Annotated in this window: 25 protein-coding genes; 16 read left to right on the top strand and 9 right to left on the bottom strand. The window is 66.7% G+C overall.

From position 1 onward, the window contains the following. The first annotated feature begins 174 nt into the window (after positions 1–174). From F466_RS13855 to F466_RS0107695, 6 genes are all read left to right on the top strand, one after another. Positions 175–426: an energy transducer TonB gene (locus tag F466_RS13855; RefSeq protein WP_051075330.1), complete on the top strand. Its 252-nt coding sequence runs from the start codon at positions 175–177 to the stop codon at positions 424–426. Between the two features lie 57 nt (positions 427–483). Continuing rightward, positions 484–1,242, top strand: coding sequence for a MotA/TolQ/ExbB proton channel family protein (locus F466_RS0107715; protein WP_018993785.1), 759 nt, complete (start codon positions 484–486; stop codon positions 1,240–1,242). A 2-nt stretch (positions 1,243–1,244) separates the two neighbouring features. Next, positions 1,245–1,661, top strand: coding sequence for a biopolymer transporter ExbD (locus tag F466_RS0107710; protein WP_018993784.1), 417 nt, complete (start codon positions 1,245–1,247; stop codon positions 1,659–1,661). Then, on the top strand, positions 1,658–1,831 hold the full coding sequence (gene hemP / locus F466_RS13440; RefSeq protein ID WP_018993783.1) for a hemin uptake protein HemP: 174 nt from the start codon (positions 1,658–1,660) through the stop codon (positions 1,829–1,831). The genes F466_RS0107710 and hemP overlap by 4 nt, the downstream gene beginning before the upstream one ends. Positions 1,832–1,933: 102 nt before the next feature. Further along, positions 1,934–4,105, top strand: coding sequence for a TonB-dependent receptor domain-containing protein (locus F466_RS0107700; protein WP_018993782.1), 2,172 nt, complete (start codon positions 1,934–1,936; stop codon positions 4,103–4,105). A 190-nt stretch (positions 4,106–4,295) separates the two neighbouring features. Next, positions 4,296–4,487, top strand: a complete 192-nt coding sequence (locus F466_RS0107695) for a hypothetical protein (RefSeq protein ID WP_018137664.1) — start codon at positions 4,296–4,298, stop codon at positions 4,485–4,487. 144 nt (positions 4,488–4,631) lie between these two features. Here F466_RS0107695 and F466_RS0107690 read toward each other — a convergent pair whose 3' ends face one another. Next, positions 4,632–4,895, bottom strand: coding sequence for a hypothetical protein (locus F466_RS0107690; RefSeq protein WP_018137665.1), 264 nt, complete (start codon positions 4,893–4,895; stop codon positions 4,632–4,634). Between the two features lie 237 nt (positions 4,896–5,132). Here F466_RS0107690 and F466_RS0107685 point away from each other — a divergent pair, with 237 nt between their 5' ends. Next, a complete protein-coding gene (locus F466_RS0107685; protein WP_018137666.1) occupies positions 5,133–5,804 on the top strand; it encodes a tetratricopeptide repeat protein in 672 nt (223 codons plus the stop codon). A 30-nt stretch (positions 5,805–5,834) separates the two neighbouring features. On the opposite strand, the gene F466_RS0107680 is transcribed toward F466_RS0107685, so the two are convergent. The 3 genes from F466_RS0107680 to F466_RS0107670 are packed head-to-tail and all read right to left on the bottom strand — an operon-like array spanning position 5,835 to position 7,703. Further along, positions 5,835–6,278: a hypothetical protein gene (locus F466_RS0107680; RefSeq protein WP_018137667.1), complete on the bottom strand. Its 444-nt coding sequence runs from the start codon at positions 6,276–6,278 to the stop codon at positions 5,835–5,837. Positions 6,279–6,303: 25 nt separating this feature from the next. After that, positions 6,304–6,519 carry a hypothetical protein gene (locus tag F466_RS0107675; protein WP_018137668.1) on the bottom strand — a complete coding sequence of 72 codons (216 nt, stop codon included), beginning with the start codon at positions 6,517–6,519 and terminating at the stop codon, positions 6,304–6,306. Positions 6,520–6,578: 59 nt separating this feature from the next. Further along, the gene (locus F466_RS0107670; RefSeq protein ID WP_018993781.1) at positions 6,579–7,703 is read right to left on the bottom strand and encodes a hypothetical protein; all 1,125 of its coding nucleotides are present in this window, start codon (positions 7,701–7,703) and stop codon (positions 6,579–6,581) included. An 89-nt stretch (positions 7,704–7,792) separates the two neighbouring features. Here F466_RS0107670 and F466_RS0107665 point away from each other — a divergent pair, with 89 nt between their 5' ends. Genes F466_RS0107665 through F466_RS0107655 form a run of 3 tightly spaced genes read left to right on the top strand, consistent with a single transcriptional unit; the run spans position 7,793 to position 9,481 of the window. Continuing rightward, positions 7,793–8,485, top strand: a complete 693-nt coding sequence (locus tag F466_RS0107665) for a hypothetical protein (RefSeq protein ID WP_018137670.1) — start codon at positions 7,793–7,795, stop codon at positions 8,483–8,485. Next, positions 8,478–8,990, top strand: a complete 513-nt coding sequence (locus F466_RS0107660) for a YcgN family cysteine cluster protein (protein ID WP_018137671.1) — start codon at positions 8,478–8,480, stop codon at positions 8,988–8,990. The genes F466_RS0107665 and F466_RS0107660 overlap by 8 nt, the downstream gene beginning before the upstream one ends. Before the next feature lie 8 nt (positions 8,991–8,998). Further along, positions 8,999–9,481 (top strand): gamma-glutamylcyclotransferase, encoded by a 483-nt coding sequence (locus tag F466_RS0107655; RefSeq protein WP_018137672.1) that lies wholly within the window; start codon positions 8,999–9,001, stop codon positions 9,479–9,481. A 203-nt stretch (positions 9,482–9,684) separates the two neighbouring features. On the opposite strand, the gene recN is transcribed toward F466_RS0107655, so the two are convergent. Continuing rightward, on the bottom strand, positions 9,685–11,346 hold the full coding sequence (recN, locus tag F466_RS0107650; RefSeq protein WP_018993780.1) for a DNA repair protein RecN: 1,662 nt from the start codon (positions 11,344–11,346) through the stop codon (positions 9,685–9,687). A gap of 7 nt (positions 11,347–11,353) precedes the next feature. Continuing rightward, complete coding sequence (locus tag F466_RS0107645; protein WP_018137674.1) at positions 11,354–12,232, bottom strand: NAD(+) kinase; 879 nt, start codon at positions 12,230–12,232, stop codon at positions 11,354–11,356. 112 nt (positions 12,233–12,344) lie between these two features. On the opposite strand from F466_RS0107645, the gene hrcA reads away from it, so the two are divergent. The 4 genes from hrcA to dnaJ all read left to right on the top strand — a co-directional run bounded on the left by hrcA (position 12,345) and on the right by dnaJ (position 17,454). Further along, entirely contained in the window at positions 12,345–13,400 is a 1,056-nt protein-coding gene (hrcA, locus tag F466_RS0107640) for a heat-inducible transcriptional repressor HrcA (protein WP_018137675.1), read from the top strand. Positions 13,401–13,525: 125 nt separating this feature from the next. Beyond that, the gene (grpE, locus tag F466_RS0107635; protein ID WP_018137676.1) at positions 13,526–14,107 is read left to right on the top strand and encodes a nucleotide exchange factor GrpE; all 582 of its coding nucleotides are present in this window, start codon (positions 13,526–13,528) and stop codon (positions 14,105–14,107) included. A gap of 142 nt (positions 14,108–14,249) precedes the next feature. After that, on the top strand, positions 14,250–16,181 hold the full coding sequence (dnaK, locus tag F466_RS0107630; RefSeq protein WP_018137677.1) for a molecular chaperone DnaK: 1,932 nt from the start codon (positions 14,250–14,252) through the stop codon (positions 16,179–16,181). A 121-nt stretch (positions 16,182–16,302) separates the two neighbouring features. Continuing rightward, positions 16,303–17,454 carry a molecular chaperone DnaJ gene (dnaJ, locus tag F466_RS0107625; protein ID WP_026296430.1) on the top strand — a complete coding sequence of 384 codons (1,152 nt, stop codon included), beginning with the start codon at positions 16,303–16,305 and terminating at the stop codon, positions 17,452–17,454. 320 nt (positions 17,455–17,774) lie between these two features. On the opposite strand, the gene F466_RS0107620 is transcribed toward dnaJ, so the two are convergent. The 3 genes from F466_RS0107620 to epmB all read right to left on the bottom strand — a co-directional run bounded on the left by F466_RS0107620 (position 17,775) and on the right by epmB (position 22,850). Beyond that, positions 17,775–19,847: an EAL domain-containing protein gene (locus F466_RS0107620; protein ID WP_018993778.1), complete on the bottom strand. Its 2,073-nt coding sequence runs from the start codon at positions 19,845–19,847 to the stop codon at positions 17,775–17,777. Then, positions 19,844–21,691: a hypothetical protein gene (locus F466_RS0107615; protein WP_018993777.1), complete on the bottom strand. Its 1,848-nt coding sequence runs from the start codon at positions 21,689–21,691 to the stop codon at positions 19,844–19,846. The genes F466_RS0107620 and F466_RS0107615 overlap by 4 nt, the downstream gene beginning before the upstream one ends. Positions 21,692–21,785: 94 nt before the next feature. Beyond that, positions 21,786–22,850 carry an EF-P beta-lysylation protein EpmB gene (gene epmB / locus F466_RS0107610; protein WP_018174588.1) on the bottom strand — a complete coding sequence of 355 codons (1,065 nt, stop codon included), beginning with the start codon at positions 22,848–22,850 and terminating at the stop codon, positions 21,786–21,788. A 61-nt stretch (positions 22,851–22,911) separates the two neighbouring features. On the opposite strand from epmB, the gene efp reads away from it, so the two are divergent. Together efp and epmA are read left to right on the top strand one after the other, a co-directional pair. Further along, positions 22,912–23,475, top strand: a complete 564-nt coding sequence (efp, locus tag F466_RS0107605) for an elongation factor P (RefSeq protein ID WP_018137742.1) — start codon at positions 22,912–22,914, stop codon at positions 23,473–23,475. A 19-nt stretch (positions 23,476–23,494) separates the two neighbouring features. Beyond that, on the top strand, positions 23,495–24,460 hold the full coding sequence (gene epmA, locus F466_RS0107600; RefSeq protein WP_018993776.1) for an EF-P lysine aminoacylase EpmA: 966 nt from the start codon (positions 23,495–23,497) through the stop codon (positions 24,458–24,460). Positions 24,461–24,545 lie beyond the last annotated feature (85 nt).

The raw sequence follows: 24,545 nt of genomic DNA, 5'->3' as shown, positions 1-24,545 counted from the left end.
CCAGAACCAGAACCAGAACCAGAACCAGAACCAGAACAGACCAAGGATTCGGGAGCGGACTCTCGCGAGGACACGGACTTTGAAGATGCGGCGGACGCCGCCTCAGAGGGCGCGGCGGGTGAGCTCGGCGCAGAGGATGAGCCGTTCGAGGAGCCTGGGTTCGGAGCGGATTATCTGGATAACCCGCCGCCCGACTATCCGCGTATCTCGCAGCGTCGTCGCGAGGAGGGGACTGTGATGCTGAGGGTTACGGTGTCCCCCGAAGGCGAACCGGTCCGCTGGGAGGTCGAGGAGTCCAGTGGTTACGACCGCCTGGACGAGGCCGCGCTGTCGGCCGTCGAGCGCTGGCGATTCGAGCCGGCGCGCCGGGGTGGTCGTGCCGTCGAGGCCGAGGTGGTGGTCCCGATGGAATTCCAGCTGCGCTAAGGCGGCCTGCCTCTTTTCAGCCGCACCCATCAAACGCAATGCCGAGCGCCAAGAGCCATGAGTGATTTCGACGTCTTTTATGTATTCCGTCACGGCGACCCGCTGCTGGTCGGGGTGTTCCTGACCCTGCTGGTGATGTCCATCGCTACCTGGGCGATCGCGGCCGGCAAGTTCTTCACATTGCTGGGCGTGCGCCGGCAAAACCGCCGGACGCTGGCCGCGTTCGAGGAGAGCCAGAGCGCTCGGCGCTTTCGCAACGTCGCGGGCGATTGCCGGGGGCCGCTCGCCTCGATTGCGCAGGATGGTTACCACGCGTTCGACCATTATCGCGGCGTGCGCGACGGCAGCGACAAGGCCGAGCAGCAGCTGGACGATCACGTGGTGCGCATGATCCGCCAGTCGATGGATCGCGAAAACCTGCGCATGCAGGCGGGCAATACGATTCTGGCCTCGGTCGGCAGTCTGGCACCGTTCGTGGGGCTGCTGGGTACGGTCTGGGGTATCCACGCGGCCCTGATCGATATCTCGACGGAGGCCAGTGTCTCCATGGACCTGGTCGCCGGCCCGCTTGGCGAGGCGCTGATTGCGACGGCGGCGGGCCTGGCGGCCGCGATCCCCGCCGTGGCGTTTTTCAATGTATTCAACCGCGCCCAGAGGCTGCAGCACCAGACGCTGGAGGCCTTCGCCCACGATCTGCATGCGCTGCTGATGCATTCGGATCTGCAGCCGGGACAGGCGCGCCGCTCAGATACGGCACCTGACCACCATGCCCAGGCTGGCACGTCCGCCGGGGCCGGGCTGCCCCAGGGGGTATAAGCGTGGCCTTCGGACGTCTGGGCGACAGCAACGAGCCGATGTCGGATATGAACGTGATCCCGCTCGTGGACGTGATGCTGGTGCTGCTGGTGATCTTCATCATTACCGCGCCGGTAATTACCCACTCGGTGGAGCTGGAGCTGCCCCAGGCGACCAGCGAGCCCGCAGACGAGCTGCCGGACAGCGTTACGCTCTCGCTGGACGGGGATGGCGAGATCTACTGGAACAATAGTCCGGTCTCGTTGAGCCGCCTGCCGGAACGCCTGCGCGAGACGGTCGATCAGCAGCCCGATGTCGCGATCTATCTGCGCGCGGACCAGGACACGCGCTACGAGCGGCTGGCTCGGGTGATGGCCGAGGTGCGCCAGTCGGGCGTGACCCGCATGGCCTTTGTCTCCGAACCGGAGGCTGAGCGGTGAACACACGAGACGGAACCATCGGCTCATCATCCTCGCGCCTGGCCGCCGGCCCGCGCGAGGTGGCCAGCGAGGACCTGCTCGGTGCCGCGCGTCAGATCCGTATCCGACACCGGGGCGAGTGGTACACCCTACGCCAGACCGCCAACGACAAGCTGATTCTGACCAAATAGGTCTTTTCACAACCCGAACGCCAGCCAGCGAGAACCCGGTTCGAGCCAGCCAGCCTCCCGGCCCCGCGAAGGGGTCGACCTTGATACCAGGGAGACTGCGTCATGCTCGAAACCACCCGCAAGACACCGCTGCTGGCCGGGATCGCCAGTGCCGCCCTCGGCTTTCCGTTCGCTGTTTCGGCTGTCCACGCCCAGGAGGCGGTGCAGGCCAGCCCGCCAGAGGAAGAACAACGCCTGGCACCGGTCGTCATCACGGCGGGCGGTTTCGAGCAGGACCTCGAACAGGCGCCGGCCAGCATCTCCGTGGTGACGCGCGAAGAGCTGGAGCGCCGCGAGGTCACCAGCCTCGCGGATGCACTGCGCGGGGTCGAAGGGGTGAACGTGCGCTCGCTGGATGCCCGCAGCGGCAAGACCGGCAATCAGACGATCAGCCTGCGCGGCCTGCCCGAGGAATACACCCTGGTGCTGATCGACGGTGTGCGCCAGAACGTCTCCGGCACCGTGGCCCCGAATGCATTTACGGATGCCTCCAGCGTGTTCATTCCGCCGGTTGCGGCCATCGAACGTATCGAGGTGATTCGCGGCCCGATGTCGACCCTGTATGGCTCCGATGCGATCGGAGGCGTGGTCAACATCATTACCCGCCAGCCCGGCGACGAGTGGGAGGGCTCCGCGACGCTGGGGCATACGTTCCAGTCGGATTCCGACTTTGGCGGCTACTCCACCCTGGAAGGCTATCTTGCCGGCCCGCTGGTAGATGAGCGCCTGTCCATGCAGCTGTATACCCGTCTGTACGAGCGCTCCGCCTCCAGCATCGACATCCCCGGCACCGAGCCCAGCCTGACCGACAATCGCACCATGGGGCAGAACCCGACGAGTGCGAATGTCGAGACCTTTGGCGGCCGACTGCTGTTTACACCCAATGCGCAGGATGAATTCTCCCTGCGGCTGGATACCACGCGACAAAGCTACGACAACTCGCGCGGACAGCTCGGGCGCCTGACGGGCACTGGCGATTCACGCGAGGACTTTCTGCGCGGCTATTCGCGCGAACTCGAGTTCCAGCGCGATCAGGTGCGTCTCGGCCATCGTGGCGATTACGACTTCGGGACCTGGGAGACCACCCTGACCCAGGATCGGGTGGAGACGCTTGGGCGTACGATCAACGAGGGGGCCGTTCCGGATTCCTCGCGCGAAGGCGCACCGCGAACGCTCCGGCTGGACACCACGATCCTGGATACTCAGGTGGTCACGTATCTGGATGACCACGTGCTGACGGTCGGGGGGCAGTATCTGCGTCCGAAGCTGGAAGACGGCATCCTGCCGGATTCGCTGTCTTTCTGGCAGTACAGCCTGTTCGTCGAAGACGAGTGGTTCATGACCGACCGCTTCACCCTGACCGGTGGTCTGCGGTTTGACGACAATGAAAACTTCAGCAGTCAGATCACACCGCGCCTGTACGGGGTGTTCAGTGCGACGGACACCGTCACGCTCAAGGGCGGGATCGGCCAGGGCTTTCGCGCCCCGTATATCGAGCAGATCAGCGACGGGGTGATCGGCTATGGCGATGGGGGCTCCACCCCGCTGTTCGGCAATCCGGATCTGGAGCCCGAGCGCAGCACCAACGTCGAGTTCACGGTTGCCTACGACAACCGTCAGGACTTCTCGGCTCAGGCGACCGTGTTCCGTAACGAACTCAAGGACAAGATCGAGCGTGGCACCGGGGCCAACGAAGGCATCGACGTGAATATTGGCGAGTCCGTGGTGCGGGGGATCGAGCTCGCGACGCGCTACCGCTTTGCGCCGAACTGGGCGTTTTCGGCCAACTACACCTGGACGGACAGCGAGGTGAAACGGGGTGGGACCGCCGCCAGCAACGTTGGCGACCCGCTGGCCAGCGTGCCCGAGCACATGCTGAATGCCCGACTGGACTGGCAGGCGACCCCGCGGGTCGAGGCCTTCGCCGAGGCCGAGTACCGCTCCAGCGCCTTCCGCCCGCGCAATTATCACGAGCCGCAGGATGGTGGCAGCGCACAGGGTGCCTACGATGCCCTGGGAGATTTCCGCGGGTTCACGATGGTGAACGTCGGTGCGGCCTACCACATCTCCGAGAACGTCACCCTGAACGCGACGATCTACAACCTCTTCGACAAGGACTTCAAGGACTACCGGCCGTATGCCCGGGAGGACACCGGAGAAACCACCTTCAGCAATGTCTACAACAACATCTACGAGCCCCGGCGGCTGTTCGTTTCGCTGAATGCCCGTTTCTGATCGGTTGCCACCGGGCCCGCCGAAAAACCGGACGTCGATCACAGTGTGGCAGGGCAGGTGCCTGGAGCGGCGATCATTCCGGTTTGCCGATGGTCCCAACGCCCGAGTCCAGCAAGCGGCGGTCCTCGACAGAGGTCGCCGATTGGACTATCTACGAGAAGGATCCATTTTCCGGTAAAGGAGCGAACCGATGCTCAACAAGTCTCGACTGACGATTTTCTTCCTGGCGCTGATGCTGGCGCTGGGCGGTGCCAGCCTCGCCGGCTGTGACAACCAGGGCCCGGCCGAAGAGGCGGGCGAAGACATTGATGACGCCATGGATGATGCCGGCGATTCGATGGAAGATGCTGGCGAAGAGATGGAAGACACCTTCGACAACTGATCGTTAGTTGTCAGGTTTTCTGATCCAGAAGGGCAGCGGCCATTGTCGCTGCCCTTTTTGTTTGCGGTGTTCGATGCAGTCGGTCGGACATAAAAAAGGAGGGGCCTGGCCCCTCCTTTTGCGTGCTTCAGGCAGGTGGCAGGACTAGAAGTCCTGTTCGCCACCCTCGTCCGCGGGCGGTTCCATGCTGCCTTCTTCATCCGGCATCTGGCCGCCTTCCTGCGGGGGTTGCTGCTGTTGCATGCCCTCATCCGCCGGCGGTTGCATCGGCTCGCCACCACCTTGTTCCTGCTGCTCCATTTGTTGCTGCTCGAACTCTTCCATGTCCATGTCGCCTTCGCCGCAGCCGACCAGCAGGGCGAACGGGGCGATTGCGAGCGTCGCCAGAATTCCAGTGGATCGTTTCATAATGCCTCTCCTTGTTGTCCGAAGGCTTTGGGTGAGTCGTGCGTGAAAACACTCTGCTTTCCGTGCAGGGGACAACAACCGTTTTTATGAGTTCGACCCGATTTTTCGGCGCGTCCCTGGCTGTGCCGGCCGTCACGAAAGACTGTGTGCCAAATCGCCCTCTACATGAGGGGGCGTTAAAGTGAACTCACTACTACCCGGAGGGTCCCGGACAATACCGGGTTCGCAGGACAGACGATGGCTGATACTCCAGAACTGGAAAACCTCGTGGAGCAGGCCCGCAAGGCCTGGGGGCGCGGCGATATCGAGGCCGCGATCGACGGCTGGCGCGCCGGTGCCGCAGCTGGCGATGCCCGCTGCGCCTATAACCTGGGCGTCCTGGCCGACGAGGGGCAATATCAGCCGCGCGATCCGGAAGCGGCCGCGCGCTGGTACCGCCGGGCAGCGGAGGCCGGCTTTCCGGATGCGGCCTTCAATCTCGCCGTCCTCTACGAGCAGGGCGATGGCGTCGCCCCCGATGCCAACGAGGCCGCCCGCTGGTTTCACGTAGCGGCCGAGCGCGGCAATGCCCAGGCGATGTTCAATCTCGGGCTCAAATTCGACGAGGGGCGCGGGCTGCCTCAGGACGCCGAGCAGGCCGCGCAGTGGTATCTGCTGGCAGCCGAGGGCGGCGAGGGCCGGGGTGCTGCGAATCTGGGGCGGCTGTTCGCGATGGGCGAGGGCGTGGAGCGCTCGGACGTATCGGCGTTCAAGTGGTACGCGATCGCCGCCGAGATGGGCGTGGCCAACGCAGCCCGCTATCGCGAGCGCGTGGCCCGAGAGCTGTCTCCCGACGAGCGTTTGCATGCGGGCGAGAAGGCTCGCGAGTGGTTACAAAGCCAGGGGCAGCCGGTGACGCGGCTGCAATAATCGGCGGGGTTGGTGCTTCAGGTGGCGTTACTAGACCACCACGTTAAGTTCGCGCCGTGGCTCCTCGGTGGGGCCTGCCAGGCGCACGGCCAGTTCCACCCGGCGGCGCAAGGCCTCGACGCCGTCCTGTCCCAGCGAACTGCCATCACGAATCGCTGAATCGTCCTGCGTGTCGCCATCGCGGCGCATGCGGGCCGCCTCCTGCTCGGCGCTGATGCGCGCTCGGCTCGACAGTTCCTGTTCGGAACGCGCGCCGAACTCCAGTGAGCGGTCACTCTGATCGCCACCGCGGCGATCGCTATCCTGCTCCGCATCGTCCTCGATCGGGCGGCGGGCCTCGCCGGCCTCGGGGTCGTTCAGCGGGCGGTCAAACTCCGCGGGTGCCGAGGTCTGGCCGAGTCCCAGGCGATCGGAACCGGTCGGCCGCGTGCCGAGCGGGACTGCCGCCGAAGGATTGCTGACTGGGACTTCCATCGTCCGCCTCCCGGATTCCGCCGTCTCAGGCGCGCACGTCCAGCAGCGAACCGATCATGCGATCTTCGGCCTGAAGGGTTTTCACCGAGGCCTCGACCTGATTCTGGCTCGCGATCATGCCGACCTGTGCGGTTGTGCTTTCGCGCCCGCCGGCCGGTTCGGTGGCCACCGTATGCGCCTGCTGGCGCAGGCTGGTGACACCGTTCTGGATGCCCGTCAGGGACGCGCTGCCATCGATCATCGGGTGAATCCGTTAAATGAACGTCTTGAAGATTATAGATCAATTACTTGGAAGACGCTTCATGCGTTGGCGAGACTGCCGGTCAGGGCATCGCGAACGATGGAGCGGGCATCGGCCTGGCGCTGCTGCCATTGCGCCAGGTCATCGCGTCGATCCTGTGCGGTCCGGCCCTCGGCCAGGCGTGCGAGCACCTCGTCGGCCACCTCTTCCGGCGTGCTGCCGCGCGAGACCAGGCCGGTGTGCTCGGCGGCCATCCGCAGGCGGGTGGCGGCATCCGGCCGAGCCGGGTCGTCCGCCGGGCCGCAGACGACGGCACTGCCGTGGGCCAGGGGCAGCCCGAGGTCCGGCGGCGTCTCGCTGGCGGCCAGTGTGCCGCCAGGCAGGGTGATGTGCGCGCAGCCATAGGCCGAGTGCAGGGTCTCGGGATCCTCGATGTAGTACACCCGGTTTTTGCGCGGCACAAAGGAGGTCATGAAGCGGTTGTGGCGGATGATCGGGAGTGAGTACTTGATCGCGTCGCGGTACACCGGCTCGTGGCGTTCGCGGTCTGCCGGCGCCAGCAGCAGGATCGCGGCGGTCTTGCGCAGCACGGCGAACAGCACCGCGAACGCAAAGGCCTCTTCGCCGGGCCCCGTGTTGGGGGCGAGCAGGATGGGATGCCCCTTCTCGTGGTATTCGCGAAAGCGTTCGCAGAAGTCCGTGTCGGGCGCCGGGGCCGCGGGCAGCTCGACAGCCCCCGCGATCGGGTCGCCGATCACCTGTGTCCCGGGCGCGTTACAGGCCTGATCGCGCGCGGCGAAGATCCCGGCCCACTCGACGCCGGCAGGTGCGTCGCCCTCGGCGTTCATCCAGAGGCGAGGCGCGGTGATCGCGGCGAGTGGCGAGCCCAGTTTGCCAACCGGGCCGATGACGACCACGGCCCGTGGTTGCAGACGTGCCAGGCGCTCCCGGGCCAGGTCCGGTGGCAGCGCCACTGCGGGCCGGTCATCACCCGGGTCGGACAAGTCTCCATCGCGTTCGGCATCGGTTACGCCGAGCGTTAGCGGGCCCGCCTTGCTGGCCAGGTCGTCCAGCCAGTCGCCGGCGGCCAGCAGGGTCTGTTTCGGGGCCAGCACGACGATGCGACCGGCACTGCCGGCAGGCACGGAGCGGGCGGTGATCCAGGCGGACAAACGTGAGAACATGGCGGGCTGTCATCCGGTGGTCAACGGGAGGGCCGGCATTATACGAGAGCCGGCGCGTCGGGGCCGCCTCGCGTCGGGGAGTGCAAGGCATGCAGATACGCTGGATCGTGGGACTGATCGCGATGGCCGTGATCATGGCGCTGGCGATGTGGGTCTATTCCAACCCGGGCGGTCAGCGTACCCAGCAGTTCACCGACCTGCCCTGGCAGGTACAGGTGATCGACGAACAGCGCACCCGCGTGCTGGGCATTACGCTGGGTGAATCCACCATGGCGGACCAGATGGGCCGTCTGCCGGTGCCGGATATCCGCCTGTTCGTGGACCCGGACGGCAGTCGTTCAGTCGAGGCCTATTACGTGAACGCGCGCATCCCGCCATTCGAGACGAACCTGGTGCTGCGCCCGGATCTGGACGAGGCCGACCTCGATCGCATCGAGTCCCAGACGACCTCCGATCGGCCGATGCCCAGCGGGGCATGGCGCTACGGGCTGAGCGACGAGGCACTCAGTTCACTGGGCAATGTGCCGATCGTCGAGATGAGCTACATCCCCCGCGCGCGCTGGACCCACGACGTCCTGGAGGAACGCTTTGGCGAGCCGGCCGAGCGCATGCAGATCGATTCCGACCACAGCTACTGGCTTTATCCGGATCGTGGCCTGGCCATCATGGTGCCGCGCCGAGGACGTGTATTGATGCACTTCGTGACCCAGGAGCGCTGGGCCCAGACGGTGAGTCGCTTGCGTGATGAAGGACGGCGCATGCTCGGCGAGGATCATGAGTGATCCCGTCGACGGGGCCCCGGTCCCGTTCTGGGAGCGTCCGCTCGAGACGCTGAGCCACGCCGAGTGGGAGGCCCTGTGCGATGGCTGCGGCCGCTGCTGCCTGCACAAATTGGAAGACGAGGACTCGGGCGAGCTGGCCTTTACCTGGCTGGCCTGCGATCTGCTCGACTGCGAGACCGGCGCCTGTTCGGACTACGTGAACCGGCGCAACTTCGTGCCCGACTGCATCCAGCTCACCCTGGAAGACCTGCCCAACTACCACTGGCTGCCGCCCACCTGCGCCTACCGGCTGCGCTTCGAGGGCCAGCCGCTGCCCACCTGGCACCCTCTGCTGACCGGCGATCCGGAGACGGTCAAGCGCGCCCGCGTCTCGGTGGCCGGAAGGGTCATCCGCGAGTGTGATGCCCCGGATCTCCCCCTGATCGACTACGTGGTCGACTGGCCCGGCCAGGTGCCGGAGTCCGCGCGCCTGTGGCGCCCGGTGGTACGGCTCTCGCAGGAGTAGGCATCGGTATGGCGGCGTTTGTTGACCTGTTCGTGTACGGGACGCTGAAGCAGGGCTTCGCCAACCACCGCGCATTCTGCGCGCGGGCCCTCCGGATTCGTACGGCCAGCATCGCGGGGTCGATCTATGACCTGCCCGTGGGCTATCCCGCCGTGCAGGTCCCTGGCAGCAGCATTCTCCTGAAGGCCGGTCAGGACCCGGCCCGTGACGCGGGGCGTCAGCACCGCTTTCGGGGTCTGACGCAGCCAGTCCCGGAGGGGACGCAGGGGCTTGTGCACGGCGAGTGGATTCGCCTGCCCGATCCGCCACGGACCCTGCCACACATCGATGCCCTCGAGGGCGTGCGCGCGGACGGCCGCGGGGAGTATCGCCGTGCCCTGGTGCCCGCCTGGACCGAGGAAGGCCCGGCGGCCCTCTGGGTCTACTGGATGCCACGCCTGCCGCCCGGCGCGCGCCATCTGGCGGACGGCACCTGGCCGGCGCGGCCCTGAACCGTATGGGCCACTCACTGGTGGTGATTCTGTAGCGTCCGCTCCACGATCCGCGCGGGGTGTAGGATGCGGATGAGCGCAGCGAATCGCATCATTGGGGTTGAAGCAGGTTCCACGCTTGAAGCGATGCGATGCGATGCGATGCGATGCGATTCGCTGCGCTCATCGCATCCTACGCTTTGCCTTGTGGTCTGAGTGCCGGATTATCCAGCAGCGGCGAGGAGTTCGCGGGCGTGGGTGCGGGTGGTCTCGGTGAGCTGGGTGCCGCCGATCAGGCGGGCCAGGGCCTCCACGCGGCGCTCGTCGTCCAGGGGCTGGATGGCGGTGCGGGTGCCGTCCTGGCCGTGCGACTTCTGCACCTCCAGCTGCTGGTGGGCCTGGGCGGCGACCTGCGCCAGGTGCGTCACGCACAGCACCTGATGGCGCTCGCCCAGGGTGCGCAGCTTGCGCCCGACGACCTCGGCGACCGCGCCGCTGATGCCGCTGTCGACCTCGTCGAAGATCAGCGTGGGCACGGTCTGCTGCTGGCTGGCCAGCACCTGTAGCGCGAGCCCGATACGCGAGAGCTCGCCGCCGGAGGCGACCTTTGCCATCGGCTGGGGGGCAGCGCCGGGGTTCGCGGCGACTCGGAACTCGATGTGATCCACGCCGTGCGCCTGCGGCTTGTCGGCGGGCTCGATCGCGATCTCGAAGTGGCCGCCGGCCATGCCCAGCTCCTGCATGGTGTCGGTGACTGCCTGACCGATGCGGCTGGCGGTCTGCTGGCGGGCCTGGCTCAGCGCCTTGGCGGCCGCATCAAAGGCGGTACGGGTCTCCTGTTCGCGCGCCTCCAGGGCCTCGAGGGTCTGGTCGCCGTTCTCCAGGGCGTCCCGCTCGGTCTGCAGTTCGTCGTGCAGGCCCGGTAGGGCCTCGGGATCGACGCGGTGCTTGCGCGCCAGGCGCAGGTACTCGCCGACGCGCTGGTCCAGCTCGGCCAGGCGCTCCGGGTCCAGTTCGATGCCGTCGGCCAGCCGGCGCAGGGTGTCGCCAGCCTCGTCGAGCTGGATGCGCGCGGATTCCAGTAACTCGACAGCCGGGTTGACCCGTTCGTCGTGCTGCGCGGCGTCCTGCAGTGCGTGCAGCACATGGCCGATCTGGGCATCGAGTCCGGCGTCGTCCTCGATCTGCTGGCTGGCGGCCTGCAGCGCGCTCAGCACCTCGGTGCCGTGGGCGAGCTGGTTCTGCTCGACCAGCAGTTGTGGGTACTCGTCCTGTACCGGGGCCAGTTCGGCCAGCTCGGTGGTCTGGAAGCGCAGCAGATCGAGGCGGTCGGAGGTGTCGGCCTGGCTCTCGCGGGCCTGCTCCAGCGCCCGGGCGGCCTCGCGCCAGGCTTGATGGGCCTCGCGCACGCGGGGCACGCGGTCGCCTTCGAGGAAGCCGTCCAGCCAGTGGCGCTGGGTGTCGCGCTGCAGCAGCTGCTGATGGGCGTGCTGGCCGTGGATGTCCACCAGCCACTCGCCCAGCGTGCGCAGCTGGCCGACCGCGACCGGGCGGCCGTTGATCCAGGCGCGACTCTTGCCCTGGCGGCTCAGGACCCGCCGCAGGAGCACCGCGTCGTCATCGGGGTCCGCCAGATCCTGTTCCGCCAGCCACGTGCTGGCCGGGCCCGTGTCGGGCAGGGCGAACTCCGCGGACAGGTCGGCCTGCTCGGCCCCCTCGCGCACCATGCCCGCATCCGCACGGTCGCCCAGCAGCTGGCCGATCACGTCGATCAGGATGGATTTGCCGGCCCCGGTCTCGCCGGTCAGGGCGCTCAGGCCCGTGTCCAGCTCCAGTTCCAGCCGGTCGATGATCGCGAAGTCGCGGATGCTGATCAGTCGCAGCATGGCGGGATCAGGGCTGCTCGCCCCAGCGCAGCTTGGTGCGCAGGACGCGCAGGAAGTAGTGCTCGCGCGGGTGGATCAGGGTCAGGTTGCGCTCGCGGCGGCGGATGCGCACCAGATCGCCGGGGGCAAAGTCGATGTTCTCCTGGCCATCCAGCGCAATCTGGGCCGGCGACCGGCTCCCGCTGGACAGGCGAATCTCCACCGTGGAACGGCCGCTGACCACCAGCGGGCGGTGGTTCAGGCTGTGCGGGCAGACGGGGACCATGACCATCGCGTCCAGCTGCGGGGTCAGGATCGGGCCGCCAGCGGAAAGGGCGTAGGCAGTGGAGCCGGTGGGGGTGGCCACGACCAGCCCGTCGGCCCGCAGGCGGCCGATGTCCATGCCGTCGATCGCGGTGTCGAATTCGATGATGCGCACCACGCTCAGCACGTGCAGCACCACGTCGTTGAGCGCGATGCCTTCGTGGATGGTGACACCGTCGCGGATCAGCTCGGCCTCGAGCATCGCGCGCGGTTCCAGCTCGTACGCGCCATCGAGGACCTCGCCCAGCTCCTCGCAGGCCGTCTCCGGCGAGACGTCCACCAGGAAGCCCAGTCGCCCGAGGTTGATGCCGAGTACTGGGGTCTCGTTGTCGGCAATCCGCCGGGCCGTGGCCAGCAACGTGCCGTCGCCGCCGATTACGACCAGCAGATCGGCGGCCTCGGCGAGTTCGGCCAGGGGGAGCAGGGCGATGTCGTCCGGACGGTCGAAGCCGGGGATGTCCTGCTCCATGTGGACCTGGCGGCCGCGCGAGTGCAGCAGCTCCACTAGCCGTGCCACCAGTGGGCCCGTGCGCGAGTCGCTGGTCTTGCCCACCAGCCCGATCGTCTTGAATTCCGGCATCATGGCGGCATTATCCGGAAAAGGGCGGGGGACTGCATCCGCGGTTTCTTGACGTCTCCCGGTGCGGATCGAACACTGGGCATTGTTACTCGCCCCCATGGAGCGCTGATCACCGATGGAAAACGCCGCGATCAATCTGGATGCCAGGGCCCGTACCCTGCTGCGGACCCTGATCGAGAGCTATATCCGCGACGGTCAGCCGGTCGGCTCGCGCACCCTCGCGCGCACCTCCGGGCTCAAGGTCAGCGCGGCCACGGTGCGCAATGTGATGGCCGATCTCGAGGACCTGGGCCTGATCCAGGCGCCGCATACCTCCGCCGGGCGGATCCCGACCGCGAGCGGCTACCGCCTGTTCGTCGACAGCCTGCTCGAGGTGCGCGAACCAACGGTCGAGGAGATCCGCGCGATCCAGTCGGGTTTCGACCCGAACGCGACCACCCAGGACTTGATGGGCGCGACCTCCAACCTGCTGTCGCAGGTGACGCGCATGGCGGGCATGGTGCGTCTGCCGCGCCACCGTAACGTGGCGCTCAGCCAGCTCGAGTTCCTGCGCCTGGGCGAGCGCCGGGTGCTGGCGATCCTGGTGATCGACGGCAAGGAGGTGCAGAACCGCGTACTGGAGCTCGAGCGCGACTTCGATCAGGACGACCTCCAGCGCATGGCCAACTACCTGAACGCACACCTGGCTGGCAAGAGCCTGCACGCGGTGCGCGATGCCCTGCTGCGCGAGATGCGCGACGTGCGCGAGAACCTCGATGCGATGATGCTGGCGGCCATTGATCTGGGCGAGAAGGCCGTGGCCGGCGAAGACCCGGACGATGTCGTGGTGGCGGGCCAGACCCACCTGCTCAGCTACGAGGAACTGGCGGACATCGATCGCCTGCGCCAGTTGCTGGAGGCATTCAACGAGAAGCGCGAGATCCTCGGGATTCTGGATCAGTGCATCCGCAGCGACCGGGTACAGATCTTCATCGGGCGCGAGTCCGGGCTCGACTGGTTCGAGAACTGTTCGGTGGTCACCGCCCCCTACAGTGTCGACGGGGAAGTGGTCGGCGTGCTCGGGGTGATCGGGCCTACGCGCATGTCCTACGATCGCGTGATTCCGATTGTGGATGTGACCGCGCGCCTGCTGGGTTCGGCGCTTGGCGACCCGGTCCACGACACGAAATAGTCGGACGCCCTTGAAACCGCGCAGGGTGCCCCCAGAGTCCCGATAGTCAAACCGAATTGATCCGCGTGTGCCGCCCGTAGGGTCCGGCATGCGTTTTACTTTTTCACCGATTCTACGAGGCAGACATGTCCGATCAGCGTGAACCCCAGGAACCGGCGGAAGCATTCGAGGCCGCGGATTCGGAGCACACCCAGCCCGAGGGCGACGAGGCCGTTGAGGGTGTCGATGCCCGCCTCCAGGAGCTCGAGGCCCTGGCCGAGGAACGCCGCGACCAGGCACTGCGCGCTCAGGCGGAGCTGGAGAACCAGCGCCGGCGCTTCGAGCGCGAGCTGGAGAACGCGCACAAGTACGCGATGGAAAAGTTTGCCTCCGAGATGCTGGAGGTGGGTGACTCCCTGGAGATGGGCCTGCAGGCCGCCCGCGAGTCCAAGGATGTCGAGCGCATCATCGAGGGCGCCGAGCTGACCTTGAAAAACCTGAACCGGGTGTTCGAGAAGTTCGGCATCCAGGCCGAGGACCCGACCGGCGAGCGTTTCGACCCGGAACGCCACCAGGCGATGTCCATGCAGGAAGATCCGGAGAACCCGCCGAATACCGTGGTGGCGACCATGCAGAAGGGCTACCTGTTGCAGGACCGTGTGCTGCGCCCGGCGATGGTCGTGGTCTCCAAGGCGCCCACCTCGCCCAACATCGACGAGAGCGCCTGACCCGGTCTCTCCGGGACGGTTTTCGGGGCGCGTGACAGAGGGCGTCCCTTGAAAACGCGGCCGGGGGCCCCAGATTCCCGTACAAGTTGGCAGAGAGTTGTTCTCTGCCGCGCAAAAATTTTCGCATCAGGAGAATTCAGCCATGGGCAAGATCATCGGTATCGACCTCGGGACCACCAACTCCTGCGTCGCCGTCATGGAAGGCGACCAGGCCAAGGTCATCGAGAACGCGGAAGGCACCCGCACCACCCCGTCCATCGTCGCGTTCAGTGAAGATGGCGAGGTGCTGGTCGGCCAGTCCGCCAAGCGCCAGGCGGTTACCAATCCGCAGAACACCATCTTTGCGGCCAAACGCCTGATCGGGCGCAAGTTCGATGAAGGCGAGGTCCAGAAGGACATCAAGCTCGTCTCCTACAACATCGTGAAGGCCGACAACGGTGATGCGTGGATCGAGGTGCAGGGCAAGAAGATGGCCCCGCCGGAGATCTCCGCGCGTGTGCTGCAGAAGATGAAGAAGACCGCCGAGGACTATCTGGGCGAGACGGTGACCGAGGCGGTGATCACCGTCCCGGCCTACTTCAACGACTCCCAGCGTCAGGCGACCAAGGATGCCGGCAAGATCGCCGGGCTCGAGGTCAAGCGCATCATCAACGAGCCGACCGCGGCCGCGCTGGCCTACGGCATGGACAAGCAGCGCGGGGATCGCAAGATCGCCGTGTATGACCTGGGTGGCGGTACCTTCGACGTCTCGATCATCGAGATCGCCGAGGTGGACGGCGAGCACCAGTTCGAGGTGCTGGCGACCAACGGCGATACCTTCCTGGGTGGCGAGGACTTCGACAACCGCCTGATCGACTACCTGGTCGAGGAATTCAAGAAGGACCAGGGCATCGACATCAAGGGCGACCCGCTGGCGATGCAGCGCGTGAAGGAGGCCGCCGAGAAGGCCAAGATCGAGCTGTCCTCCAGCCAGCAGACCGAGGTCAACCTGCCGTACATCACGGCCGACAACACCGGGCCGAAGCACCTGGCGCTGAAGATTACCCGCGCCAAGCTGGAAAGCCTGGTCGACGACCTGGTCAAGCGCTCCATCGAGCCGTGCAAGGTCGCGCTGAAGGATGCCGGCCTGTCCGCCTCCGAGGTGGATGACGTGATCCTGGTCGGCGGTCAGACCCGCATGCCCAAGGTGCAGGAAGCGGTGCAGTCCTTCTTCGGCAAGGAGCCGCGCAAGGACGTGAACCCGGACGAGGCCGTTGCGGTGGGTGCCGCGGTGCAGGCTGGCGTGCTGGGTGGTGACGTCAAGGACGTGCTGCTGCTGGATGTGACCCCGCTGTCGCTCGGGATCGAGACCATGGGCGGCGTGATGACCAAGCTGATCGAGAAGAACACCACCATCCCGACCCGGGCCAACCAGGTGTTCTCCACCGCCGACGACAACCAGACCGCGGTGACCGTGCACGTGCTGCAGGGCGAGCGCGACATGGCCAGCGCCAACAAGTCGCTGGGCCGCTTTGACCTGCAGGACATCCCGGCCGCGCCGCGCGGTGTGCCGCAGATCGAGGTCACCTTCGATATCGACTCCAACGGTATCCTGAACGTCTCGGCCAAGGACAAGGCGACCGGCAAGGAGAACAAGATCGTGATCAAGGCCTCCTCCGGCCTGTCCGATGAGGAAGTCGAACAGATGGTCAAGGATGCCGAGGCCCACGCCGAGGAAGACAAGAAGTTCCAGCAGCTGGTCGGCGCGCGCAATCAGGCCGATGCCCTGGTGCACTCGGCCGAGAAGTCGCTGAAGGACCTGAGTGACCAGGTCTCCGACGACGAGCGTTCCGCGATCGAGGCGGCCGTCGCCGAGGTGAAGAAGGCCATGGAGGGTGACGACGTCGAGGCCATCGAACAGTCCACCCAGAAGCTGGCCGAGGCCTCCGGCAAACTGGCCGAGAAGGCCTATGCCCAGGGCGCAGATGCCGCGGGCGAGGCCGGGGCCGAGCAGGCCGGTGGCGAACAGCAGGCCGACGACGTCGTGGACGCCGAGTTCGAGGAAGTCGACGACGACCAGAAGAAGCAGGGCTGATGCCGCAGCCGGCGGGGCTTCGCGTCCTTCCGGTCCTGTTTGAACGCCGCGCCCGGGGTACTCGTGACTCCGGGCGTTTGCGTGAAGGCATTCCGCGTTCGCGCGAACGATCTACCTGGAAATGACCATGTCACAACGCGACTATTACGAGGTGCTGGGCGTCGCCAAGGACGCCTCGGCCGCCGACATCAAGAAGGCCTTTCGCCGCCTGGCGATGAAGTACCACCCCGATCGCAATCCGGGGGACGAGGAGGCCGAGGCCAAGTTCAAGGAGGCGCGCGCTGCCTATGACGTCCTCAGTGACGACCAGAAGCGTGCAGCATACGACCGCTACGGACATGCCGGCGTCGATGGTGGGGCCGGGGGCTTTGGTGGTGGTGCCGGGGCCTCCAATTTCTCGGACATCTTCGAGGATATCTTTGGCGACATCTTCGGGGGTGGCGGTGGCCGCGCGCGCGGTTCGCGCGCATTCCGCGGCTCCGACCTGCAGTACAACCTGGACCTGACCCTGGAGGAGGCCGTATTTGGCACCGAGGTCAAGATCCGCATCCCGACCACCGTCTCCTGCGAGGCCTGTGACGGCTCGGGTGCCGAACCGGGTACTTCGCCGGAGACCTGTCCGACCTGTAACGGCGTGGGCCAGGTGCGCATCCAGCAGGGCTTTTTCTCGGTGCAGCAGACCTGCCCGCGCTGCGAGGGCTCGGGCAAGATCGTCGCCAGCCCCTGCAAGGCCTGTAATGGCAACGGCCGGGTGCAGGAGCAGAACACGCTGGACGTGAAGATCCCCGCCGGGGTCGACAGCGGTGACCGCATTCGCCTGGCCGGTCAGGGCGAGGCCGGGGTCAACGGCGGCCCGCCGGGGGATCTCTACGTGCAGGTGCGGGTCAAGTCGCACAAGCTGTTCCGCCGCGAGGGCTCCGACCTGCATATCGAGGTGCCGATCTCGTTTGCCACCGCCGCACTCGGCGGCGAACTGGAGGTCCCCTGCCTGGACGGTCGGGTGAAGCTGAAGGTGCCCGCCGAGACCCAGACCGGCAAGCAGTTCCGCGTCGGTGGCAAGGGTGTGCAGTCCGTGCACGGGGGTGGTGTCGGCGATCTGATCTGCCGGGTGACCGTGGAGACCCCGATCAACCTGACCAAGGAGCAAAAGGCGCTGCTGCGCCAGTTCGAGGATTCGACTCAGGCGGGCGGCACCAAGCACAGCCCGCAGGCGCACTCCTGGCTGGATGGCGTGAAGGGCTTTTTCGAGGACCTGAACTTCTGGTCGAAATAGGCTAGGGAAACACTGATGAATGTGCACGCTCGCGCTCGAGTCGCTTTTGCGTGCGAACAAGGCGCGGTGACTGCCGTGCAGTCACTCTGCACAAGGGAACCGCAACGCCGTGCGCGCGCCCGTTTTTGATAACAACGGGCGGCCGAGCCCCTGCCTTCAATGGCTTGTGGGGTTGGTGCCCCCTGTTCCCCGATCCTGCGTTGCGCTCCGCATTCATCAAAAACGGGCGGGTAGAACCACTACCCGCTGCACGACGCGCCTTGTCTCGGAAAACAGGGGGCACCAACGCGGACGTGCGATTGAATCAGCGTCTCCCTAGGTCAGGTCGCCTCGAAGTCGAACGTCGGTTTGGCCAGGGGCGACTGGATGAAGTACCCCTGCACCAGGTTGACGTTCAGCCCGTACAGTACGGCGAGCACGCTGGCATCCTCGACGTGCGGCACGATCACCTGCTTGCCCTTGGCGTGCGCCGCGTCGACGTACTCGCGGATCGCCTCCTGGTTCTCCTCGTTCTCCGCCAGCCCCTCGACGAACGAGGGGTCGAGCTTGATGTGATCGGCCTCCAGGTGCTGCAGCAACTGGAAAGGGTTCAGGCCATTGCCGAAGTCGTCGATGCACAGGTGGCTGTGCATCTCGACCAGGCCGCGCGATACGTTCATCGCCGGCTTCAGGTTGGTGACCACGGTCGGCTCCTTGAGCTCGACCACGACGTTGTCGGCCGGGATGCGCAGGGCGTGCAGGTCATCGTTGAGCCAGCTGACCACAGTCGGGTCGCCCATTGAGCCGGTGCCCAGCTTCAGGAAAAACTGGGTCTTGGGCTGAGCCTTCAGGCACCCGGCGAGTTCGCCCAGCGCGGTCTTGACGATCCAGCGATCCACCGCCGGGGCCATGCCCGTGCGTTCGGCCGCAGGCAGGAAGGCAGATGGCTCGTGCAGGTGGCCGTCGGCGTCGCGCAGGCGCACGAACACCGAATAGCGCGGCCGGTCGTTGCCGTGCAGATGCACGATCGGCTGGAAGCGAAGCTCCAGGCGGTCATGGTCCAGGGCGTCCTGGATGCGCAGCTTCCACTGCTGGTCGGCCTGGCCCTGGGTCAGCTCGCCTTCGGCCGGGTGGTAGAAGCGATGGACGCCGCCGCCGGCCTCGACCGCCTCCTCCAGCGCCCGGTGGGCCTGGTCGAGCAGATCCTCCGTGCTGGGGGCGCTTTCGTCGGCGATCACGGCGCCGGCCGACAGGGTGCAGTTGGTCGACGACTGGTTGAGTTCGAAGACATGCCCGGTGACGGCCTGCATCAGGCTGTGGATGCGCTCCTCGACCTCCTGGCGGCGGGTCTCCGGCGCCAGGACACCGAAGTGTTCGCCCTCCAGGCGCGCGGCAATGGCGGGTTCGGGGAAATGATCCTCGATGACTTTGCCCATGTCGGCCAGGAGCAGATCGGCGGCCGACATCCCGACCTTCGCGCGGATCTCCGCGAAGCGGTCGACTGCCAAGGTCAGCAGGGCGAAGGGTTTCTCCGTCTCCTCGGCCCGGGTCTGAGCGCTCTCGATTGTGGACAGGAAGTGCTGGCGGTTGTACAGACCGGTGACCAGATCGCGCTGCGATAGGAAGTCGATTCGCTCCGCCAGCTCGGGGTCTTCCTGGCTGGCTTCCAGCTGGAGCTGGGTGCAGGCCTCGCCCTCCACGCTTGCGGCGGACAGGCGCAGGTCGGCCTCGAATGGCAGGCCATCGATACTCTGCAGGTGGAAGTGGGCGCGAGCCGTATCGCCTTCCTCGCCATTCTGGAAGCGGCGCAGCAGCGCCTTCATCTCGCCGCGGTTATCGGCCGTGACCAGGTCCATCAGTGGCAGCCCGTCGACCTCGTCCGGATCCTCGATACCGAAGCGTTCGCGCCAGGAGGCGTTGGCGTACAGGTGCATGCCCTCGTGGACATACGCGATCGCGTCGCGCGAGTTATCGAGCAGCAACTGGCAGCGGTTCTCCGACTCGTGCAGGGAGGCCTCAAGACGCTGGACACGCTGGCGCAGGCGCCGTTGTTCGGCCGCGCGGATGGCCATCAGGCTCGCCAGTTCCACCTGTTCGTGATCGACCACGGCGAAACTCCCGGCCTCGTAGTCCAGGACACGCTCGGGCTCCGGACGCTCGGTCAGCAGGACCAGCGGGATGCGGCGCCCACTGTCGCGCAGGGCCGTATCGACCACCTCTCGCGAGAGCACGAGACCGGGCTCGATCAATACGACCACGTCGTGTCGCGTGTTCTCCAGCGCGTTGATCAGGTCGTCCTGGGTCTCGACCTGCTCCGGGCGTACCGCGCTACCCCGCGTACGAATGCTGCTGATGACTTGCTCGGCGAGGTTCGGATTCGCCGTGACAAAGAGGATTCGGATGGTTTCGCTCATGCGGGTCCATTATTGCGTTCGCGCGGTGTGAGCGACAGCCCGGGCTGGGCCTGGTCAGTCACCGCTTCATTGGCTTCCATGTCATCGGGAGGCGGTTCTCCCAGCGTCAGATCGGTCATCCGGCAGCCAGTTTCGGTAAACAGTGTCGTACCGGTACGCTCGCTGTCCAGTGCCAGGACACGCGGGCGGCCCGCCAGCCAGCATACGACGCGGCTCTCGTGGTCGAACACCTGGGCCGGCATGAACAGCGCCGCCCCGCCACGATCCCTGCGCAGCGAGGCAAACAGACCCGGGTGCGCCGGGCCGGCCGCGCGGCCATTGCGGTACTCCTGCAGTTGCACCGGCAGGCCGCGCTCGGCGAGAAATTCCACCCCGATGCTGATCTCGATGTCGCTTTCGTAGCGGATCCAGCGCAGGACCCCGATGGTCCAGTAGTGGTCGTCGGGGTGGCGCAGGGCGGCCAGGTCGCCAATCAGTAGTGACTGGCGGGGCTGGGCCAGCCGCAGGCGCAGTCCGCCCGCCCCGATGTCGTCCACGGTCCATTGCTCGGGGGGGTGCCGCTTGGTGATCGGGGTGCGGGGTTCGTCCGGACGGTCACTCTCCAGCCCGCGGCCGACGTTTTCCCAGGCGGCTGCGGCCGTATCGGGCGGTCCCTCAGCCAGTTTGCGCAGTTCCGACGGTGGCCGGTGTGGGCTCGCGGCATCCACCAGGGCGAAGTCCGAGCCGCGCTCGGCGGCGGTGGACATGTGGTAAACGCCCACCCGATCCGTGTCCCGGGTGACCCCGCTGGGGAGGGGCGTATGCGATGTGTCGCGCTTTCGTTCCTCCAGTTCCTCGCACAGGAAGTGCTGGATGCGCTTGATCCCCAACAGGCACAGGCGGTGCTGGCCCTCGGTGGTTTCGCGCGAATGCTGGCGGGTGGGCAGCTGCGACCAGAGCCGCAGCAGGCGTTCGGTCAGGCTGCGCTCGTCCGGGCGCCGGTGCGGTTCCAGGCGGCGAGGCGCCTCTCGCAGCTGCTCCAGCACCGGCCCGAGTTCGACACAACAGTCACCGTGCAGCCGCGCGTGCTCGCGCAGTGTCAGCCCCGGAGGGTGGGCGCTGTCGAGGGCCGCACACAGGACCGGGAGGTCGGGGTGCGGGGTCGCGGACAGCCCTTCGGCGCAGGACAGCGGCAGACGGTCCAGCCAGCGAGCCAGCAGGTCGACCTCGCCCACCTCCAGGGCATTGGGGTCGCTGCCGCCCAGCAGCATCAGACGTGCCGCCAGGGTCTCGACCGGGGCCATGGACAGGGGCCCATAGCGAGGCTCGTCGCGCGGCTGTGCCTGCGCGAGGTTCTGTGCGCGTGCCCATGACAGGAGGGCGTAGGTACGCTGCCAGAAGTCATCCGGGAGCGGTTGATACAGGCGCCAGTGGTGTACGGCCTGGGCGGCGCTCAAGGCCAGGGCGGCCTGCAGCGCACGCGCACTGCGTTCGCTCTGCCCGTGGTGTTCACGGGCAATCAGGAGCCAGGCGGTAAGCAGGCTGTCCAGTGCCTCGGCCTGTTCGCGCGCGCGCTTCAGGCTGCGCGCTCCCAGGGGGAGCATGCGCTGGGAAAGGGATTTCCCGGTCCGCTGTAGCAAGGGCAGCAGGGGCTCCTCCAGCAGGGTGATCAGCGAGTAACGAACCCCGGGTTGCAGCGCGAAACTGTTCAGTTCTCTCAGGGCCTGACGCAGATGGGAAAAGGCCGAGTCCGGGTCGGCCGACGGGAGCGCTCGACACCACTGGCGCAGGCTGCGCGGCTGGCGATGCGGGAAGCTCTCGGGGCCGGCCGTGCGGGTGGGCAGTTTGGGCAGGGTGTCGGTCATGAGTGGGTCTGGAGGTTGCACCGTTAGTGGCCGGGCATCCGTTCACTGTAGCACCTCCCGAGGGGGCTGCTAATCAAGGCCTCTGTGCGCACCTTCATAGCCCGGCCCAACGGGGCGTCTTGCCGGGCTCGCCCGGGACCTCGCGGACCAGGCGGGGCACCAGGTAGCCGGGCAGCCGGGCATGCAGGGCCTGGTGCAGCTCCAGCGCGCGCTGTTCCGTGACCTCGAAGTGGGCGGTGCCCCGTGTGCGGTCTAACAGGTGGAGGTAGTAGGGCAGGATACCGTGGCGAAAACCGTCCTCCTGGAGCTCGCACAGGGTGTCCGGGTCATCGTTGATCCCGGCCAGCAGTACCGCCTGGTTCAGCAGTGTGATGCCGCGCGCGCGCAGACGCGCAAGGGCGGCGGCGGCCGGGTCGGCAAACTCCCTGGGGTGGTTGGCGTGCAGGACCAGTACATGATGCAGGCGTCCCTTGCCCAGCCAGTTGAGCAGCTGGTTGTCCACCCGCTCCGGCAGGACGACCGGCAGCCGCGTGTGGATGCGCAGGCGCTCGAGGTGGGGGATGGCCTCCAGCCGCCGGACCAGATCGGCGAGGCGGGGATCCGACAGCGACAGGGGGTCACCGCCGCTCAGGATCACCTCGCGGATGGAGCTGTCGGCGTGGATGTAGGCAAGCGCTGGCGCCCAGTCCTCCTGGGACGCGTTGTGCTCGGCATACGGAAACTCGCGGCGGAAACAGTAGCGACAGTGCACCGCGCAGGCCCCGGTCGTCAGCAACAGCACGCGACCGTGGTACTTGTGCACGAGACCCGGGGCGGCCAGGGCGTCGTGGTCGCCCACCGGGTCCGCCACGAAGCCCGGGTGTTCCTCGCTCTCCTGCTGCTGCGGGAGGACTTGCAGCAGCAGCGGGTCTTGCGGGTCCGCCTTGCGCATGCGTGCGAGGTAGCTCCTCGGCACGCGCACCCGAAACAGGGTATGGCCCGCGTGCAGGCCGGGCAGGTGAGCCGGGTCCAGTTCCAGTTCGCGGGCCAGGGTGTCGGGGTCGCGGATCGCGCGGGCGAGCGCCTGCTGCCAGGCCGGGGTGGTGTCCCCCGTGTGGGTTCGGTCGCTCGGCTGGGTTCCCCGCGGCGTGCGCGTTATCATGATGGGCTTTGTGGGCATGGCGGACTCGTTAGTGGGCGGTCATGTCCGCGCCACGCAATCGCTTGAGGACTGACGCGCAATGGCAACCTACAGTACCAACGAATTCAAGGCCGGTCTCAAACTCCTGCTGGATGGCGACCCGCAGGCCATCGTCGAGAACGAATTCGTCAAGCCAGGCAAGGGCCAGGCCTTCAACCGCGTCAAGCTGCGCAACCTGCGCACGGGGCGGGTGCTGGAAAAGACCTTCAAGTCCGGTGAGTCGGTCGAGGCGGCCGATGTCATGGATACCGAGATGCAGTACCTCTACAACGATGGCGAGTTCTGGCATTTCATGGTGCCGGACACCTTCGAGCAGTACGCGGTCGGCGAGGCCGCGCTCGGTGGCTGCGGTCAATGGCTGAAGGAGCAGGACGTCTGCACCGTAACCCTGTGGAACGGCGAACCGCTGTCGGTGGTGCCGCCGTCCTTTGTCGAGATGAAGATTACCCAGTGCGACCCGGGCGTGCGCGGTGATACCGCCCAGGGCGGCACCAAGCCCGCAACGCTCGAGAGCGGTGCGGTGGTCAAGGTCCCGCTGTTCGTCGAGGAAGGCGAGACGGTCAAGGTCGACACCCGCTCCGGCGAGTACGTCTCGCGCGTCTGATCGTCGCGGGCGGCCGGGCATGACTGACTGGCGACCGGGCGCCGCGGCGGCCCGGGAGGCGCGCGCGCGGCTGCTGGCCGGCCTGCGCGGGTTCTTTGCCGCACGCAATGTGCTCGAGGTGGAGACCCCGATACTGAGCCGTGGCGCGCCTCTGGATCCGATGGTCGAGAGCTGGACTGCAACCAGCCCGGACGGCGCCAGTGGCTATCTGCAGACCTCGCCGGAATACCCGATGAAACGCCTGCTGGCGGATGGCGCACCGGACATCTACCAGCTCGCGCGCGTCTTTCGCGGTGGCGAATCGGGGCCCCGTCACAATCCCGAATTCACACTGCTGGAATGGTACCGCCACGGGATGGATCATCACCGTCTGGCGCGCGAGGTGGTGGCCCTGATCATGAACCAGGCGGCGCTGGATACGCGCTGGAGGCGTCCGGCCCGCCTGCGCGAGATCTCGTATCAGGCGTTGTTTCAGGAGCATCTGGGTGTGGATCCGCTGGTGGCGGATGCCGACGAACTGCAGGCCGTCGCGGCACGGCAGGGGCTGGATATCGAGGGCGAGCTGGATCGTGATGCCTGGCTGGATCTCCTGATCAGTCTGGCGATTGCACCGGCGTTTCCGGGCGACCGGCTCACCGTGGTGCGCGACTACCCGGAGAGCCAGGCGGTGCTGGCTCGCCCCTGTGAACATGATGCCCGGCTCGCGGCGCGCTTCGAGGTGTACTGGGGTGCGCTGGAACTGGCCAACGGCTACCACGAGTTGAGCGACCTCGCCCAGTTTCGCGAACGTCGCGATCGCGACCAGGCGCTGCGCAGGCAGCGTGGCCAGGTCCTGCCCCAGCCCGATGCCCATCTGGAGGCCGCGCTGGCGTCGGGGCTGCCCGAGTGTGCCGGGGTGGCACTGGGGGTCGATCGTCTGCTGATGCGGCTGCTGGGGGTGGAGCGTATCGAGCAGGTGATCGATTTCCCGTTCGAGTCCGCCTGAGGCGGTTTGCGGGTTTGTCCGGCAGGGCCGGCGTTGCGCCGATCCGGGGCTTGTCAGTCCCCCCGTTGCGGGTGACTATTGTGGC

Origin of the sequence: Thioalkalivibrio sp. ALgr1 (genome assembly GCF_000378285.1) — a bacterium.
In the GTDB taxonomy this organism is placed as follows: Bacteria; Pseudomonadota; Gammaproteobacteria; order Ectothiorhodospirales; family Ectothiorhodospiraceae; genus Thioalkalivibrio.
The sequence above is the reverse complement of the archived record's forward strand: the minus strand, read 5'-3'. Positions and strand labels throughout refer to the sequence as shown.

What these genes read in the sequence shown, in the direction of transcription:
- F466_RS0107675 (WP_018137668.1), bottom strand. Translation starts at nt 6,519, where the DNA reads ATGATCGATGGCAGCGCGTCCCTGACGGGCATCCAGAACGGTGTCACC.
- F466_RS0107695 (WP_018137664.1), top strand. Translation starts at nt 4,296, where the DNA reads ATGCTCAACAAGTCTCGACTGACGATTTTCTTCCTGGCGCTGATGCTG.
- F466_RS0107670 (WP_018993781.1), bottom strand. Translation starts at nt 7,703, where the DNA reads ATGTTCTCACGTTTGTCCGCCTGGATCACCGCCCGCTCCGTGCCTGCC.
- epmB (WP_018174588.1), bottom strand. Translation starts at nt 22,850, where the DNA reads ATGCCCACAAAGCCCATCATGATAACGCGCACGCCGCGGGGAACCCAG.
- F466_RS0107660 (WP_018137671.1), top strand. Translation starts at nt 8,478, where the DNA reads ATGAGTGATCCCGTCGACGGGGCCCCGGTCCCGTTCTGGGAGCGTCCG.
- F466_RS0107680 (WP_018137667.1), bottom strand. Translation starts at nt 6,278, where the DNA reads ATGGAAGTCCCAGTCAGCAATCCTTCGGCGGCAGTCCCGCTCGGCACG.
- efp (WP_018137742.1), top strand. Translation starts at nt 22,912, where the DNA reads ATGGCAACCTACAGTACCAACGAATTCAAGGCCGGTCTCAAACTCCTG.
- F466_RS0107715 (WP_018993785.1), top strand. Translation starts at nt 484, where the DNA reads ATGAGTGATTTCGACGTCTTTTATGTATTCCGTCACGGCGACCCGCTG.
- F466_RS0107645 (WP_018137674.1), bottom strand. Translation starts at nt 12,232, where the DNA reads ATGATGCCGGAATTCAAGACGATCGGGCTGGTGGGCAAGACCAGCGAC.
- F466_RS0107690 (WP_018137665.1), bottom strand. Translation starts at nt 4,895, where the DNA reads ATGAAACGATCCACTGGAATTCTGGCGACGCTCGCAATCGCCCCGTTC.
- F466_RS0107665 (WP_018137670.1), top strand. Translation starts at nt 7,793, where the DNA reads ATGCAGATACGCTGGATCGTGGGACTGATCGCGATGGCCGTGATCATG.
- grpE (WP_018137676.1), top strand. Translation starts at nt 13,526, where the DNA reads ATGTCCGATCAGCGTGAACCCCAGGAACCGGCGGAAGCATTCGAGGCC.
- F466_RS0107655 (WP_018137672.1), top strand. Translation starts at nt 8,999, where the DNA reads ATGGCGGCGTTTGTTGACCTGTTCGTGTACGGGACGCTGAAGCAGGGC.
- F466_RS0107615 (WP_018993777.1), bottom strand. Translation starts at nt 21,691, where the DNA reads ATGACCGACACCCTGCCCAAACTGCCCACCCGCACGGCCGGCCCCGAG.
- recN (WP_018993780.1), bottom strand. Translation starts at nt 11,346, where the DNA reads ATGCTGCGACTGATCAGCATCCGCGACTTCGCGATCATCGACCGGCTG.
- dnaJ (WP_026296430.1), top strand. Translation starts at nt 16,303, where the DNA reads ATGACCATGTCACAACGCGACTATTACGAGGTGCTGGGCGTCGCCAAG.
- F466_RS0107700 (WP_018993782.1), top strand. Translation starts at nt 1,934, where the DNA reads ATGCTCGAAACCACCCGCAAGACACCGCTGCTGGCCGGGATCGCCAGT.
- epmA (WP_018993776.1), top strand. Translation starts at nt 23,495, where the DNA reads ATGACTGACTGGCGACCGGGCGCCGCGGCGGCCCGGGAGGCGCGCGCG.
- F466_RS0107685 (WP_018137666.1), top strand. Translation starts at nt 5,133, where the DNA reads ATGGCTGATACTCCAGAACTGGAAAACCTCGTGGAGCAGGCCCGCAAG.
- hrcA (WP_018137675.1), top strand. Translation starts at nt 12,345, where the DNA reads ATGGAAAACGCCGCGATCAATCTGGATGCCAGGGCCCGTACCCTGCTG.
- dnaK (WP_018137677.1), top strand. Translation starts at nt 14,250, where the DNA reads ATGGGCAAGATCATCGGTATCGACCTCGGGACCACCAACTCCTGCGTC.
- F466_RS0107620 (WP_018993778.1), bottom strand. Translation starts at nt 19,847, where the DNA reads ATGAGCGAAACCATCCGAATCCTCTTTGTCACGGCGAATCCGAACCTC.